This window comes from Bradyrhizobium campsiandrae (assembly GCF_014529705.1).
Lineage (GTDB): Bacteria > Pseudomonadota > Alphaproteobacteria > Rhizobiales > Xanthobacteraceae > Bradyrhizobium > Bradyrhizobium campsiandrae.
On record NZ_JAANIH010000026.1, the window covers coordinates 12,845 to 27,771 of the forward strand.

Here is a 14,927-nt window from a genome sequence, read left to right on the forward strand (position 1 = left end):
TTGATTGCGCGCCTATCTCCCTGGTGCGGGGCGTAAAGCGAAGAGTAACCCCTCAGCCCGCGGCCGTTGGAATGAAAGCTGGGGACTATGCTTGACTATAGCCAGCCAATAGATCGGGCCAGGAATCCGACCGGCTCGGAGGCCCCGCAGCGGAGATCCGAGGCCGGCTTCAACGTGCTGGAGCTCGCCAATCTGCTCTGGCGCCGCAAGGTTGGAATCGCGGCCGCGGCCCTGATCGGCGCATGCCTCGCCGTCACCGTCGGCAAGAGTCTGACGCCCCGCTACACCGCCACCGCCCAGCTCTATGTCGACCCGCGCGAGCTTCAGCTCGTCGACCGCGAGCTCACGCCGCGCGCGCAGGACGTCTCCGGCATGTCCATGGTGGTGGAGAGCCAGGCACGCCTGATCACCTCCAACAGCGTGCTGTTGCAGGTGATCCAGCAGGCGGGTCTCGACAAGGATCCGGAATTCGGCGGCGGCGGTGACAGCAAGACGCTGACCTCGTCCCTGCTCGGCCTGATCGGCCTCCAGCCCCGCGCGACCTCCGCTGCGGAAACCAAGGAGGTTCAGCTCGCCGCCCTCGACGCGCTGAACAAGCACATCACGATCCGCAAGACCGAGAAGAGCTTCATCGTCGACATCGAGGTCTGGTCGACGGATCCGGCGAAGGCGGCGATGCTCGCCAACACGCTCACCAATGCCTACCTCACGGAGTCCCGCAACTCGCAGGCCCTGGCGGCACGGCGCGCGACCAGCGAGTTGTCCGGCCGGCTGAAGGAGCTGCGCGAGCGTCTGCGCAATGCCGAAACCACGCTTGCCACCTACAAGGCCCAGAACAATTTCGTCGGCACCCAGGACTCGCTGATCTCCGATCAGCAGCTCTCTTCCAGCAACCAGCGGCTGTCCGCGGCCCGCGCGGCGACGATGGACGCACAGGCCCGGCTGGACCAGATCGAGGCGAACAAGCGCACCGCGGCGGATGCAGGCGCGATCCCCGAAGCATTGCAATCGCCGACGATCGCGAACCTGCGCGCGCAATATGCCGATGCCCGCAAGAAATATGCGGAGCAGACCGCCGAGCTCGGCCCACGGCATCCGGCGTTGCGCCAGACCGAAAAGCAGGTCGAGGATCTCAAGCGTACCATCAACGAGGAGATCGAGCGCTTCGCGCTGTCCGCCAAGAACGATTTGACCCGCGCCCGCGACTACGAAGCCTCGCTCAACCGGGCGCTGGAAGTTCAGAAGCGACAGAGCGTGCAGCTCAGCCAGGCCGCCGTGCGCCTGCGCGAGCTCGAGCGCGAGGCCGACGCCAGCCGCGACGTCTACCAATCCTTCCTCAAGCGCTCGCGCGAGACCGAGGAGCAGGAGACCCTGAACACTTCGGCGGCCCGCGTCATCGGCGAGGCCACGGTGCCGCAGCGCCGCTCGTTCCCGCCGGGAATGAGCCTGTTCGCCATGATCGGCTTCGTCTTCGGCGCGCTGGCCGCCGCCTGCTGGTTCGTCGCGGCCGAGCACCTGTCCAATGGCGCGTCCGCCCCCGAACCGGGCCGCCGCGTGCGCACGCCCGCGCCCGACCTCTCGCGACCCCAGCCCGAATCCCCCACGCCCTCACCCGCGCTTGCGCTGGTCGAGAAGCCGTTGATCGCCCGTCTCCAGGAGGCCGACGTGATCCGCACGCTCGGCGCCATTCTCGCCACCGGCAGCGGCATCGACCTGACCCGGATCGGCTGGCCGACGCTGCGGCCGGGATTTCCGCTGACGACGCTGCTCAACGCCTTGCGCGACATGCGCGCGGCGATGACTCGCCGCGCCGGCGGCAAGACCATGCCGGTGATGGCGCTGGTCGGCACCGGCGACACCACCGGACGGAGCGTGACCGCGCTGAATTTCGCGCTCGCCGCCGCGCGCGACGGCGTTCGTGTGTTGATGATCGATGCCGACCATCAGGCGCACACGCTCTCGAGCAGGATCAATCGTCCCGGCAAGAACGCGCCGGGCAAGCCCGGCTGGCTTTCGATCGGCAACAGGACCGTGCGCGAGATCAAGACCGTCAACGGCATCTCGATTCTTCCGGCGACCGAGAGCGATGCCGGCAAGGCCGCCGATGCCATCCGCAAGGCGGTCGCGCAGGCGCGCTCGGCCGGCGGCTACGACCTCGTCATTCTCGACGGCCCGGCGATGCCGCTCTCGGCCGCCGGCCGCAGGCTGCTCGACAGCACTGATGCGCTGGTGGCGGTGCTGCCGACCAGCCTCGACATCAACGACAGCATGGAAGAAATTCTTGCCGCGCTCGGCGGCACAGAGCGCAAGCTCGTCGGCGTCGTGCTCGACGAGCTCACCCCTGCAACCCAAACGCGCCAGCGAGGCAAACAATATGCTTGAGCGCCGCGTCAATCTGGAAGGTCGGGCCGCGACCGCCGAAGTGCCACGGATCACCGTCGGCGGCCTTCGCATGGCCGCGCTCGACCTGGAAGAGACTGCCGATTTCATGATCGAGGCGACCGATCAGAGCCACCGCATCGGCCGTCCGCTGTACCTGACCTCAGCCAATGGCGAAGTGCTGGCGCGCTGCTCGACCGAGCCGCAAACCGAGCGCCTGTTCCGCGCCGCCGATCTGATCAATGCCGACGGCCAGCCGCTGGTGGCAGCGTCGAAGCTGCAATCCTGGTTTCCACTGCCGGAGCGGGTTGCGACCACCGATCTCTTCCATGTCGTCGCGCGCAAGGCGGAGGTGTCCGGCCGCACCTTCTACATGCTCGGCGCCAGCGCGGAAGAGAATACGGCGGCGGTCAGGCGTGTCCAGAACATGTATCCGAAGCTGAAGATCGTCGGGCATAGTCACGGCTATCTCCACGGCGATGCGCTGCGAACCAAGGTCGAGGAGATCAACGCGCTCGCACCGGACTTCCTGTGGGTTGCGCTCGGCGTGCCGGCCGAGCAGGCCTTTGTCGAGGAGTTCACGCCGCTATTGACCAATGTCGGGGTCATCAAGACCTCGGGCGGCCTGTTCAATTTCCTGTCGGGCAGCCGTTCGCGCGCGCCACGTTGGATGCAGAAGCTCGGACTTGAATGGGCCTGGCGCACCTGGCTCGAACCGCGCCGCCTGTTCTGGCGCTATTTGACCACCAACCCTCGCGCGATCTATCTTCTCTTCAGCCGCAACCGGCCCTTTAACCGCTAACAAGAGCAAAAGACGACATGACCGATCGACCGACAGTCCTCGTCACGGGAGGCGCGGGCTATATTGGCTCGCACGCCTGCCGCGCACTGGCGGCCGCCGGCTATCGGCCCGTCGTTTATGACAATCTTTCGACGGGTCACCGCGCGTTCGTGTCGGGCGAACTGGTTACGGGCGACCTGCTCGATGGCGCGTTGCTGGCGCGCACCTTCGCCGATCACGAGGTTGCGGCGGTGATGCATTTCGCGGCGGCGAGCCTTGTCGGCGAGTCCATGACCGACCCGCAGAAATACTACATCAACAACGTGCAGGGAACGCTGTCGCTGCTGCAGGCGATGCGCAACGCCGGGTGCCACCGCATCGTGTTCTCCTCGACGGGCGCCGTCTATGGCAACGCCGATTCCAAGGCGCTGCGCGAGGACTTCCCCTGCGCGCCGATCAACCCGTACGGCGCCTCGAAATGGATGATCGAGCGCATGCTCGCCGACTACCGGGCAGCTTACGGCTTCGGCGCGTTCTGCCTGCGCTATTTCAATGCCAGCGGTGCCGATCCGGCTGGCGGCATCGGCGAATTGCGTGACAACGAAACTCATCTCATCCCACGGGCGATGATGGCGCTGCAAGGCCATGTCGAGTTTGCCGTGTTCGGCGACGATTACGAGACGCCCGACGGCACCGCGATCCGCGACTACATCCATGTCACCGACCTCGCCGCCGCGCATGTCGCGGCGTTGAAGCTGCTGGAGACCGGACATGCCGGGGGCAGCTTCAATCTCGGCAGCGGTTCGGGCTTCTCGGTGCGCGAGATCCTCACCGCCATCAAGCAGGAGACCGGGCGCGAGGTACCGCACACCGTCAAGCCGCGCCGCGCCGGCGATCCGACCTACCTCGTCGCCGATCCCTCGGCTGCGCGAAAGGTGCTGGATTTCGTGCCGCGCCATTCCGACCTGCAGACCGTGATTCGGACTGCCTGGGCCTGGCACCAGACTGCGCATCCGCTCAAGGCGCGTTAAGCAACCGTAACACCCGCACCTTGCCGGCCCGGCCTCGCTCCGGTAAGAATGCCTATTCGCCGTTGGCGGCTTTGCCGACGGCCGCATTTTTAGGCATTGCCGACGATGATGTCGGAATGCATGGCTCGACCCGTCGCACGAGCCGATTTCTCCAAGCGTCAAGGCCAAGATCGGATCCGCGCGTCGGCCGGTGATCAGGCGCGGATTCAGGGAGTATTGAGGGATGCATCAGGCGGCACGCCTGGAGTTCGAGCGCGTGATGGATGAATTCGTCCGCTGGCATGTCGTGCCCGAGGACGAACGTTCGCCCGCGCCTGCCTGGTGGTGGGGTCCCGCCATGGCGGAGGTCGACGACCGCGAACCGTTGAGCGAGACATGGCGCTGCTCGCTGCACCTTCCCGATGGCGCAAGCTTCGCCGACGGCGCGTGCACCATTCTCGCGCTGTTCGTCGAGCAGACCTCGCTGACGGCACCTCAGGATTTTCCGAGCAAGGCGGAGGCCGCCGATCACGACATCCGCGAATTGCACCCGCTGCCGTCAGACGACAGCGCCTTTCCGCCGTAGCGGGACGGCTTCGTCCACGGCCGGATCCGGCTCCGGCTGGAGCGGCGGCGCGACGGGCAGAACCATCGGCCGCAGCAGCTCGGCCATCTGCGCCGCCGGCAGCGGCTTCGAGATCAGAAAGCCCTGCATCTCGTCGCAGCCATGGGTGCGCAGGAACGCTTCCTGCTCGGCGTTCTCGACGCCTTCGGCGACCACGGTCATGCCGAGCGCCTTGCCCATGCTGATGATCGCCTGCGCGATCGCCTGGTCTTCCGAATCCTCCGGCAGGTCGCGCACGAAGGAGCGGTCGATCTTGATGGTGTCGATCGGGAAATGCTTCATCAGCGACATCGACGAATAGCCGGTGCCGAAATCGTCGATGGCAAGACGGATGCCGCGGCTCTGGATGGCGTCGAGCACCTTCAGCGCACGACCGACATTGCGCATCATCATGCTCTCGGTGACCTCGAGCTGGAGCAGCACCGGCGACATGCCGGAGGCCGCCAGCGCCTCGTCGACGTCCTGCAACAGATGCTCGTCGGCGAATTGCCGCGGCGACAGGTTCACCGCCATCGACAGCGGCAGCAGGCCGCGGCGCTGCCAGGCCATCGCCTGCGCGCAGGCCTCCTTCAGCACCCAGCGGCCGATCGGCACGATCAGGCCGGTCTCCTCAGCCAGCGGAATGAACTGCGCCGGCGAGATGTTGCCGAGCTCGGGATGGCTCCAGCGCAGCAGCGCTTCCACGCCGGTGATCTGGCCGGTCTCCATGTCGACCTTGGGCTGGTAGTTGAGCGAGAACTGCTCGCGCTCCAGCGCCCGCCGCAGCGCGCTTTCGAGTGACAACCGCTCGATCGACTGCGTCTTCACCTCCTTGGAGAAGAAGCGATAGCCGTTCTTGCCGTCTTCCTTGGCGAGATACATCGCCATGTCGGCGTTCTTGGTCAGCGTCTGCGCGTCGGCACCGTTGGCCGGATACATGGCGATGCCGATCGAGGCCGTGGTATGGCACTCGTGGCCGGCGAGCTCCATGGGCTCGGCGAGCGCCGAGAGCAGTCCGGTGGCGATGCGCTGGACGTCGTCGATCTCGCCGCACTGATCGAGGATCACCACGAACTCGTCGCCGCCGAGGCGCGCCACCACGTCGCTTGCGCGCAGCGCCTTGCGCAATCGATCGGCAACCTCGAGCAGGAGCAGGTCGCCGGCCTCATGACCGAGCGAATCGTTGATGACCTTGAAGCGGTCGAGATCGATGAACAGCACCGCAAAGCGGTGGTCGTGGCGCTGCGCCGCCGCGATCGCCTCCCGCAGCAGGCCGTTGAAGGTCTCGCGATTCGGCAGGTTGGTCAGGCTGTCGTGGGATGCGAGATACTCGATCCGCTCGTCGGCCTTGTTCTTCTCGTCGGCGCGATCGAAATTCTCCATCGCGAAGGCGACGTTGTCGGCAAGGCGTTGCAACAGCTCGACGAATTCGGCCGTGAAGGTGGCCGGCTCGGTCGACATGTAGATCATCACGCCGACAGGTTGACCGTGCACGATCAGCGGGAACGCCGCACCGGAGCGTGCGCCGTCGCCACGGACGATGGCGTGGAAGGCGCTGACGCGCTGGTCGTTGAGATAGTCATTGCTGATGCAGGGCTGCCGGGTCCGGAACGCCGTGCCGGCCATCCCACGGCCTTCGGGGCGCTCGGGATCGACCGAGAGGCGGACATTTCGAGTGGTGTCGGACGACGGTCCGGCGCTCGCGACGATCTCGATCTGATCGCTGTCGGCCTTTGCCAGCGCGATGGTGGTCGAGGTGAACTTGGCGCCGTTCGAGGCTGCGAGGCAGACGAGGTCGAACAGCTCGGCGCGCGATTTTGCGCGCATGATCGCTTCATTGGTCGCGCTCAGCGCGGCGAACATGCGCGTCAGGCGCTCCTTTTGCGCCTCGGTGCGGGCCTTTTCATCGGCGCGATCGAAATTATCGAGCGCGAAGGAGACATTCTCGGCCAGCCGCTCGAGCAGCTGGACCAGATCGGGCGTGAAGGTGTTCTGCTCGGGCGCAAGAAAAAGCAGCATGCCGATTGGCTGCTGACCTGCTCTCAGGAGCGGAAAGCTGGCTGCGGCCCGCGTTCCGTCCTCGATCGCCTTCGTCCGCCAATGGGCGGAGCGCGGCTCGTTCAGATAGTCGTTCATGACACAGGGTCGGCAGCTCCGGAGCGAGGTACCGATGATGCCCTGGCCTTCGGGATGGTCGGCGGAAATGATACAGGTCCGTCCGACCATCTGGCTTTGCATGCGTCCCTTCACTGCGACGACGCGAACCAGCTCATTGTCCTTGTCGATGATGCCGATCGTCGCCGACGCGAAGACATCGCCGAGGACGGCGGCCTGGCACGCCGCTTCGAACAGCTCCTCCCGTGTCTTGGCGCGCATGATGGCTTCATTGGTTGCGCTCAGCGCCTCGAACATTCCGCCAAGGCGATTGCGCTGCCTGTCGGCCTGCGCCTTTTCCTCGGCGCGGTCGAAATTTTCGAGCGCGAAGGCGACATTGGCCTGGAGCTTGCGCAGCAGCTCGACCAATTCAGGCGTGAAAGTGCCGCGCTCCGGAGAGTTGAACAGGAACACGCCCTCGACGCGATCGCCATTGAGAAGCGGCAGCGCCGCGGAGGACGCGATGCCGTTGCGACGGGCGCTGGCGTGCCAAGGCGCGATGCGATCGTCAGCGAGCACGTCGTTGCTGACTGCGGGCTCGTGCGTGCGGAACGCGGTGCCGGTCAAGCCGCGCCCCTCCGGCACCTGGTCGGAGGTGGAGAACGTGAAGTTGCGCACCTGGACCGCATTGGGCCCGTAGCAGGAAACGACGCGCAGCAGTTCGGCATGATCGTCGACCAGCGCGATGGTGGCTGAGGTGAACTTGGCGCCCTGTGCCGTGGCCTCGCAGACGAGGTCGAACAATTCACTTCGCGAGCGCGCGCGCAGGATCGCTTCGTTGGTGGCGCTGAGCGCCGCGTACATGCGCGCCAGCCGTTCCTCCTCCGCCGCGATCATGGCCTTCTCGGCTTCGCGGTCGAAATTCTCGATGGCGAACGAGACGTTCTCTGCCATTCGCAGCAGCAGCGAGACGATCTCGTCGTCTTTGGCCCAGGACTTGCTGATGAAGAACAGGATGACGCCGACGCTCTCGCCATGCTTGATCAACGGAGCTGCGACACAAGCAGCAACCCCCGTATTGATATTGGCCTGCTCCCAGGGCGTTCCCTTGGTGCGGCTGACAAGATCGTCCTCGACACAAGGCTCCTGGGTGCGGAAGGTCTGCCCGGAAATGCCTTGACCGTACGGATTGTCGGGGTCGACGGAATAGCTGGTCTGGGTGACGAGGTCCAGATTTTGACCGGTGCCGGCGACCGGCTTGAGCCAGTGGGACTCCCGCTCCTTGAGCAGAACGAACGTTGCCAACGACTTGCCGCCATGGACAGAGGCGTCGCAGACGAGCTGGTAAAGCTCCTGCTCGGTTTTTGCGCGCAGGATGGCTTCGTTGGTGGCGCTGAGCGCGCCGAACATGCGGTTGAGCCGCCGCGTCACCCGCTCGCTGTTCTGCCGCGCGGTCTCGCGCGCGAAATTCTCCAATGCATAGGAAATGTTGGCCGACATGCGCTCGAACAGCGACACCATCTGCTCGCTCAGCGAGCCGGCCTCGCTGCGAGTCACGAACAGCACGCCGACGCTTTTACCGTTGCACAGGAGCGGCAGCGCCGCCGCGGCACCGACACCCGCTTTGGTCGCGCCTTCGCGCCATGCCAGCGAGCGTGAATCGTTCAGGTAGTCGTTGCAGATGCAGAGCTTCTGGCTACGAAATGCCTCGCCGCCGACGCCCGAGCCCTCGGGTACGCCGGCTTCGGTGGTGATCTTGAGCGCGCGCAGGCGCGCCACGTCGTCGCCCCGCCCGGCGGCAAAACGTAAATGCAGGCCGTCCGGATCCACCAGGAACACGGCAACAGCCATGAAGTCCCCGCTCGAAAACCCGGCGTCGCAGACCATCTGGTACAGCTCGTCCGGCGATTTCGCGTAGAGGATCGCTTCATTGATGGCGCTCAACGCCGCAAAGGTGCGCGCGAGGGTCGTCGACACGATCTCAACTCCCGGGCATTTCTGCCTATTTCTCCCGGGGGCTTTATGAACGGGCATCGCCTAAGTGGTCGTTATTGCGAGCTGCAAACCGTCAATCAGAGTGAACGAGCAACGAATGACGGCTGGAAAACTTCCGGGAATACCGCCGCGCGGCAGGAATCCTCGACCTAAGGCTCTCTTTACGAATTTGCAGCCCTGTATTGGTTTACGGGAGATTGATATCGCAGCTCCGCTTTGAGACGATGGCGTCCAACAAACAGGCCCGTGAAGGGCACGACAGCCGAGGAAACGCCATGCCCATCGTCAAGGCCGACCGCCTCACACGCGTGAGCGCAGCGCTGCTCCGCGCCGCCGGCGCCTCCGAGGAAGAAGCCGATGCCGTCGCCGCCGGCTGCGTCAACGCCAATCTCGCCGGCCATGACTCCCACGGAATCATCGCGGTTCCGACCTATATCGACCGCATAAAGGCCGGACACATCGTCCCCGGCGCGACGTGGACAATTGTGCAGGAATCACCGACCACGACCGTGATCGACGGTCACTGGGGTTTCGGCTTCCACGTCAACGCCAAGGCGATGGCGCTGACGATCGAGAAGGCGAGGACGGCGAATGTCGCCGCCTGCACCGTGTTCCGGCAGAGCCATGTCGGACGCCTCGCCGCCTATCCACTGATGGCGATGCGCGAGGGCATGATCGGGATTGCGACGGCGGATTCCGGTCGCTCGCCGAAGCACGTCGCGCCGTTCGGCGGCAAGGAGGCGCGGCTCGGCACCAACCCGATCTCGATCGCGGTGCCATCCGATCTCGAGGCGCCGTTCTATCTGGACATGGCGACCTCGGCGGTAGCCGCCGGCAAGATCCAGCTCGCCGTCGCCCGCGGCGAGGAAATCCCCACCGGCTGGATCATCGATGCCCAGGGACGGCACACCACCGATCCCGCGCAATATCGCAAGGGCGGCGCGCTGCTGCCGCTCGGCGGCACCGAGGGCTACAAGGGAAGCGGCCTCGCTGCCATGGTCGAGGTGCTCTGCGGTCTCCTCACCGGCCTCGGCTTCGGCGTCGAACCGACCGGGCGGCACAATGACGGATGCTTCATGGCGGTATTCAACGTCGCCGCCTTCCGCCCGCTGAAGGAGTTCAAGCGCGAGGTCGCGGAATTCGCGCGCTATCTGAAATCGACGCCGCCGTCCGAGGGCAGCCGAGGCGTCTACTATCCCGGCGAGATCGAGGGCCTGCGCGAGCAGCAGCGCCTGCGGGACGGCCTCGAGGTCGAGGACGCGACCTGGGAGAAGCTGCGGGCGCTCGCCCGTGACTACGGGCTCGACACCACCCTCGATCTGGCTTGAGGCAATCCGGAGAACAGCAGCATGTCCAGGCAGATGGTCCTCGTCGGCTTCCTTCAGGCGCAAAACTGCACGAATCTGCCGAGCTCGTGGCGGCATCCGGACTCGCGCAGCGACTCGATGTCGGCGGATTACTACCAGGAGATCGCCAGGATCCTCGAAGCCGGCAAGTTCCACATGGCGTTCTTCGACGATCGCCTCGCGATGCCGGATCGTTACGGCAACGACCACGCCCACACCGTCGAATACGGCATCCGCTGCGTCAAGATGGATCCCCTGATCGTGCTGACCACGATGGGCATGGTCACGGACAAGCTCGGGCTGGGCGCGACCTGCTCGACCACCTACTATGAACCGTTCGACGTCGCGCGCCGCTTTGCCACGCTCGATCTGATGTCGGGCGGTCGCGCGGGCTGGAATGTCGTGACCTCGCTCAACGACGGCGAAGCGCTCAACATGGGGCGCGACTCCCATCCCGAACATGATTCCCGCTACGACAAGGCCGACGAGTTCATGGAGGTCGTGCTCGGCCATTGGGACACCTGGGAGGACGGTGCGCTCATCATGGACAAGAAGAGCGGCCGCTTTGCCGATCCGAGCAAGGTGAAGCGGCTCGATCACAAAGGACCGTCCTTCAAATCGCGCGGGCCCTTCACCGTGCCGCGCTCGCAGCAGGGGCATCCTGTCATCATCCAGGCCGGCGCGTCCGGCCGCGGCCAGCGCTTTGCCGGACGATGGGGCGAGGTGATTTTTACGGCTGCGCGAAATCTCCAGGGCGCCAAGGACGGCTATGCGGCCGTGCGCAATGAAGCTGCCAAGGCCGGCCGTGATCCTGATGAGATGTTCCTCTGCAATCTGACGACGCCGGTCTGCGCCGCGACCAGGGCGGAGGCCGAGGACAGGATGGCGCTGATCAACAAGCTGCCGCTCGAAATCGACGCGCTGTCGCTGCTGTCAGAAGCACTCAACTACGACTTCGCCTCCAAAGGTCTCGACGAACCGCTGACGACGGACGAGTTGAAGAGCATGCAGGGCATTCTGGGCATCCGCGACGGCGTGCTGAAGACGTCAGGCAAGAGCAATCCGAGCGCGCGCGACTTCGTCACCTTCTCGGGCCGCGGTCAGGTGCATGACGCCATGGTTGGCGGCCCCAAGGAGATCGCGGACAGGCTGGAGGAGATGTTCGTCGAGCGCGGCTGCGACGGTTTTGTGATTGCCGCGACCTATGTACCCGGCTCCTACGCCGACTTCGTGCAACATGTCGTGCCGGAATTGCAGCGGCGCGGCCTGTTTCAGAAAGACTATCGCGGCAAGACGCTGCGGGAGAATCTCGGCTTGAGGCGACCGGCGGCCGGCGCGTGGAAAGTGCAGCCCCGCGATGCGGCGGAATAACAAAGAGAGCAGATCATGCGCTGGCTGAAATTCACCGCCTCCGGCAAAACCTCCTGGGGGATCATAGAAGGCGATCAGGTGATCGCGGTCGAGGGCGATCCCTTCAGTGAGTGGCGGCGGACGTCGCGCACGCATCCGCTTGACGAGGTCAAGATCGAGCTGCCGCTGATCCCGCGCACCTTCTATTGCGTCGGCTTGAACTATCTGAAGCATCTGAAGGAAGCCGCCGACAAGGCCGGCACGGTACCGGCCGTGCCCGATCGCCCCGAGATCGGCTACCGCGCCCAGAACGCGCTGATCGCGCATGACGAGGACGTCGTGATCCCCGCGATCGCGACCGAGAAGATCCATTATGAAGGCGAGCTCGTCGTCGTGATCGGCAAGAAGGTGAAGCATCTCACCGAAGCGAACGCAATGGCATGCGTGTTCGGCTACACCATCGGCAACGACGTCAGCGAGCGCTCCTGGCAGAAGGCCGACCGCAGCCTGTGGCGCTCGAAGAACGCCGACACGTTCAAGCCGATGGGGCCGTGGATCGAGACCGACGCCGATCTTGCCAGGATGGAGACCATCGTCCGCGTCAACGGCAGGGAGACCAACCGCTTCCGTACCAACGACATGATCTTCGGCGTGGTGCCGTTCCTGGTCGAACTGACCAAGTACTTTACGCTGTGGCCCGGCGACGTGATCTGGATGGGCACGGACGGCGCCTCGCCCGACATCAAGCACGACGACGTCGTGGAGATCGAGATCAGCGGTGTCGGCACGTTGCGGAACAGGTTTGTGCGCGAGGGGCGGTAGCTTAGCTCGCGGCCCTCGATCGCCCCTTCACATGGTCGATGAAGGCTCGGAGCTTCGGCATGATTTGTCGATGGCTGGGATAATAAAGGAACACTCCCGGCGCCATCGGCACGAATTTCTCCAGCACGGCTACAAGGCGTCCCGCCCTGATAGCGTCAGCGGCCAGCGGCGACGGCACCTGTGCAAGACCCAGGCCTTCAACGGCGGCACCGAGCATGGTCGGGAAGTCATTGGCAATGAACGGTCCGGCAACGGCGATCTCGATCGAATGACCTTTGTCGTTGAGCGACCAGGGGGCGAGCGCACCGTTTGATCGCCGTAATCTCAGGCACGCGTGTTCTCGCAGCTCGTCCGGACGAGCGGGCCGACCGCGGCTTGCGAGGTAAGCCGGGCTGCCGACGATGACCAGAGGAAACGGCTTTGTCAGACGCACCGCGACCATGTCCGGCGAGATGAACTGCCCCATTCTGATTCCGGCATCAAAGCCGCCGGCCGCCAGATCGACCAGTTCCTCGCTTGCGGCGAGCTCGACCTCGATCTCCGGATAGGCCTGGCAGAACGAGGCGATCAGTGGCTCGAGCAGGATCGGGACGACCGAACGCGGCACGGTCAGGCGCAGCAGTCCGGCCGGGCGCTGGCCGAGCTCACGCGCGGCCCCGCTGGCTGCGACGAGCTCCTCGAAGGCCGGTCTTGCGCGCGCAAGAAATATCTCGCCGGCTTCGGTCAAGCCAACGCTGCGGGTCGTACGGATGAAGAGTGCAGCCCCGACGCGCGCTTCGAGTGCGCGCACCGCCTGGCTGATCGCCGACGGCGTCACCCCGAGTTCGGTAGCCGCCCGCCGGAAATTGCGGTGCTGCGCGACACTGAGGAAAGCCTCGACACCGTCGAGCGCCCCCTGCCTGACTGTGAAGTTCTGCTTCATAGCCCGTCAACATTATCGCGAATAGTCCCACACGGCCAGACGCCCTAAATCCCGTCTGCAAATGAGCCGCACCGGAGACATGAAGCCGATGAAGGCAATCCGCAACGCCGTCCTGACATTCGCCCTCACATTGACAGGTGTTACCGCCATGACCGAACCATCCGCCGCCCAAGCACAAGCGCCCTCATCCCTGACCACCGGGGTCATGGTCATCCTGACCGCCAAGGCAGGCGTCGCACGCGAGCAAATCATGGCCGTCATGCCTGATGAAATCAGACAGACCGTCCAGCTCTATCTCACCGGCAAGGTTCGCGAATGGTATTCGCGGTCAGATGGGCGAGGCGCCGTTTTCCTGCTGAATGCCAAGGACGATGCCGAAGCGCACGCAATCATGGATGCGCTGCCGCTCGCCAGGCAGGATCTCATCGATCACGAATACATCGCGGTCGGCCCACTCATGCCACTGCGCCTGTTGATGGCAAAACCCTGACCGGCCGCAGACCTGCCCCATCCGACCGGACGAAGCAAGACAAGGACATCCGAACGTGCCACCGGGATTCAATCTTCCGTTCGTCCTCAGTGTCGCTGGCGCCCTGCTGACGAGCGCAGTGGTGGCTTCCACCTATGTGTGGCCCTTTGTCCGTGCAATGCCGCGCCATGACGCCCTCAGGCTTCTCGCAGCCTTCCACGCGTTTCGCTTCCTGGGCATGAACTTCATGGTCACCGGGTTCGTCTCCTCGGAGTTGAGCCCGGATTTCGCCGGCGAAGTCGGTTGGGGAGATTTCATCGCCGCCACCCTTGCGCTCATCTCGATGGCGGCACTCTCCCGGCGATGGCCGATCGCCATTCCGATGGTCTGGATCTTCAACATCTGGGGTACGCTCGATCTTCTCAATGCGTATTACGTGGGCGCGACGAAGATTCAGAATCCCGGGCTGTTCAGCGCCGGCATCTATATCCCGGCGCTTTACGTGCCGTTATTGCTGGTCGGGCACGCTCTCATCTTCATGCTTCTGCTGAGGCCCGGCTCGGAAGAACACAGATCTTGACTGCCACAGTTGCATCGCAATCTGCGCAAGCCCTGCCGGAGCGATGTGAACGACGGCCGCGCGAACGAGCCATACTCAGAACGGCAGCGCGACGCTGGTCTTGATCTCCTTCAGCACCACGTTGCTGCGGACGGTGCGGATGCCGGGGATGCGGAACATGAACTCGTCGAGGAAGCGGTTGTAGGCCGCCATGTCCTGCACGACGACGCGCAAATGATAATCGGCATCGCCTGTGGTCGCGAAGCATTCCAGCACCTCGCGACGCGTGGTGACGCGAGAGACGAATTCGTCGACGAACTTCGTATCGTGGCGTTCCAGGGAGACGTGGAGAATGGCCGACATCGCAAAGCCCGCCTGCTCCCGCGCGACCAGGGCCGCATAGCCGCGGATGACGCCGCTCTCCTCCAGCGCGCGCACCCGGCGCCAGCAGGCGGAGGTGGACATGCCGACCTCATCGGCAAGTTGCTGATTGGTGGCGCGTCCATCCTTCTGAAGATGGGCAAGGATTCGCGTGTCCTGGTCTTCGATCATGGAAGCCCCTCAATTCGGGAACCTCTACCAGATTTGATGGCTTG

General features: G+C 64.7%; 12 protein-coding genes. 9 read left to right on the top strand and 3 right to left on the bottom strand.

All coding sequences use genetic code 11. The features are described from left to right. Positions 1-87: 87 nt before the first annotated feature. From G8O24_RS20140 to G8O24_RS20155, 4 genes are all read left to right on the top strand, one after another. Positions 88-2,382, top strand: a complete 2,295-nt coding sequence (locus G8O24_RS20140) for a GumC family protein (protein WP_188102308.1) — start codon at positions 88-90, stop codon at positions 2,380-2,382. Then, complete coding sequence (locus G8O24_RS20145; protein WP_188102309.1) at positions 2,375-3,181, top strand: WecB/TagA/CpsF family glycosyltransferase; 807 nt, start codon at positions 2,375-2,377, stop codon at positions 3,179-3,181. Before G8O24_RS20140 ends, G8O24_RS20145 begins: the two co-directional genes overlap by 8 nt. Positions 3,182-3,198: 17 nt before the next feature. Then, positions 3,199-4,191 (top strand): UDP-glucose 4-epimerase GalE, encoded by a 993-nt coding sequence (gene galE, locus G8O24_RS20150; RefSeq protein ID WP_188102311.1) that lies wholly within the window; start codon positions 3,199-3,201, stop codon positions 4,189-4,191. Between the two features lie 223 nt (positions 4,192-4,414). Continuing rightward, positions 4,415-4,756, top strand: a complete 342-nt coding sequence (locus G8O24_RS20155; protein ID WP_188102313.1) for a hypothetical protein — start codon at positions 4,415-4,417, stop codon at positions 4,754-4,756. On the opposite strand, the gene G8O24_RS20160 is transcribed toward G8O24_RS20155, so the two are convergent. Continuing rightward, entirely contained in the window at positions 4,730-8,845 is a 4,116-nt protein-coding gene (locus G8O24_RS20160; protein ID WP_188102315.1) for a bifunctional diguanylate cyclase/phosphodiesterase, read from the bottom strand. The genes G8O24_RS20155 and G8O24_RS20160 overlap by 27 nt on opposite strands. A 293-nt stretch (positions 8,846-9,138) precedes the next feature. Here G8O24_RS20160 and G8O24_RS20165 point away from each other — a divergent pair, with 293 nt between their 5' ends. Genes G8O24_RS20165 through G8O24_RS20175 form a run of 3 tightly spaced genes read left to right on the top strand, consistent with a single transcriptional unit; the run spans position 9,139 to position 12,381 of the window. After that, positions 9,139-10,191, top strand: a complete 1,053-nt coding sequence (locus G8O24_RS20165) for an Ldh family oxidoreductase (protein WP_188102317.1) — start codon at positions 9,139-9,141, stop codon at positions 10,189-10,191. A 21-nt stretch (positions 10,192-10,212) separates the two neighbouring features. Continuing rightward, positions 10,213-11,580 carry an LLM class flavin-dependent oxidoreductase gene (locus G8O24_RS20170; RefSeq protein ID WP_188102319.1) on the top strand — a complete coding sequence of 456 codons (1,368 nt, stop codon included), beginning with the start codon at positions 10,213-10,215 and terminating at the stop codon, positions 11,578-11,580. A 15-nt stretch (positions 11,581-11,595) separates the two neighbouring features. Continuing rightward, positions 11,596-12,381, top strand: coding sequence for a fumarylacetoacetate hydrolase family protein (locus tag G8O24_RS20175; RefSeq protein ID WP_188102321.1), 786 nt, complete (start codon positions 11,596-11,598; stop codon positions 12,379-12,381). Between the two features lies 1 nt (position 12,382). On the opposite strand, the gene G8O24_RS20180 is transcribed toward G8O24_RS20175, so the two are convergent. Further along, on the bottom strand, positions 12,383-13,303 hold the full coding sequence (locus tag G8O24_RS20180; protein WP_188102323.1) for a LysR family transcriptional regulator: 921 nt from the start codon (positions 13,301-13,303) through the stop codon (positions 12,383-12,385). A 79-nt stretch (positions 13,304-13,382) separates the two neighbouring features. On the opposite strand from G8O24_RS20180, the gene G8O24_RS20185 reads away from it, so the two are divergent. Continuing rightward, positions 13,383-13,793, top strand: a complete 411-nt coding sequence (locus G8O24_RS20185; protein WP_244645918.1) for a hypothetical protein — start codon at positions 13,383-13,385, stop codon at positions 13,791-13,793. A gap of 55 nt (positions 13,794-13,848) precedes the next feature. After that, complete coding sequence (locus G8O24_RS20190) at positions 13,849-14,352, top strand: DUF8737 domain-containing protein (RefSeq protein WP_188102325.1); 504 nt, start codon at positions 13,849-13,851, stop codon at positions 14,350-14,352. A 75-nt stretch (positions 14,353-14,427) separates the two neighbouring features. Here the strand turns inward: G8O24_RS20190 and G8O24_RS20195 are convergent, their stop codons facing one another. Next, positions 14,428-14,883 carry an Lrp/AsnC family transcriptional regulator gene (locus G8O24_RS20195; protein WP_188102326.1) on the bottom strand — a complete coding sequence of 152 codons (456 nt, stop codon included), beginning with the start codon at positions 14,881-14,883 and terminating at the stop codon, positions 14,428-14,430. Between the last annotated feature and the right edge of the window lie 44 nt (positions 14,884-14,927).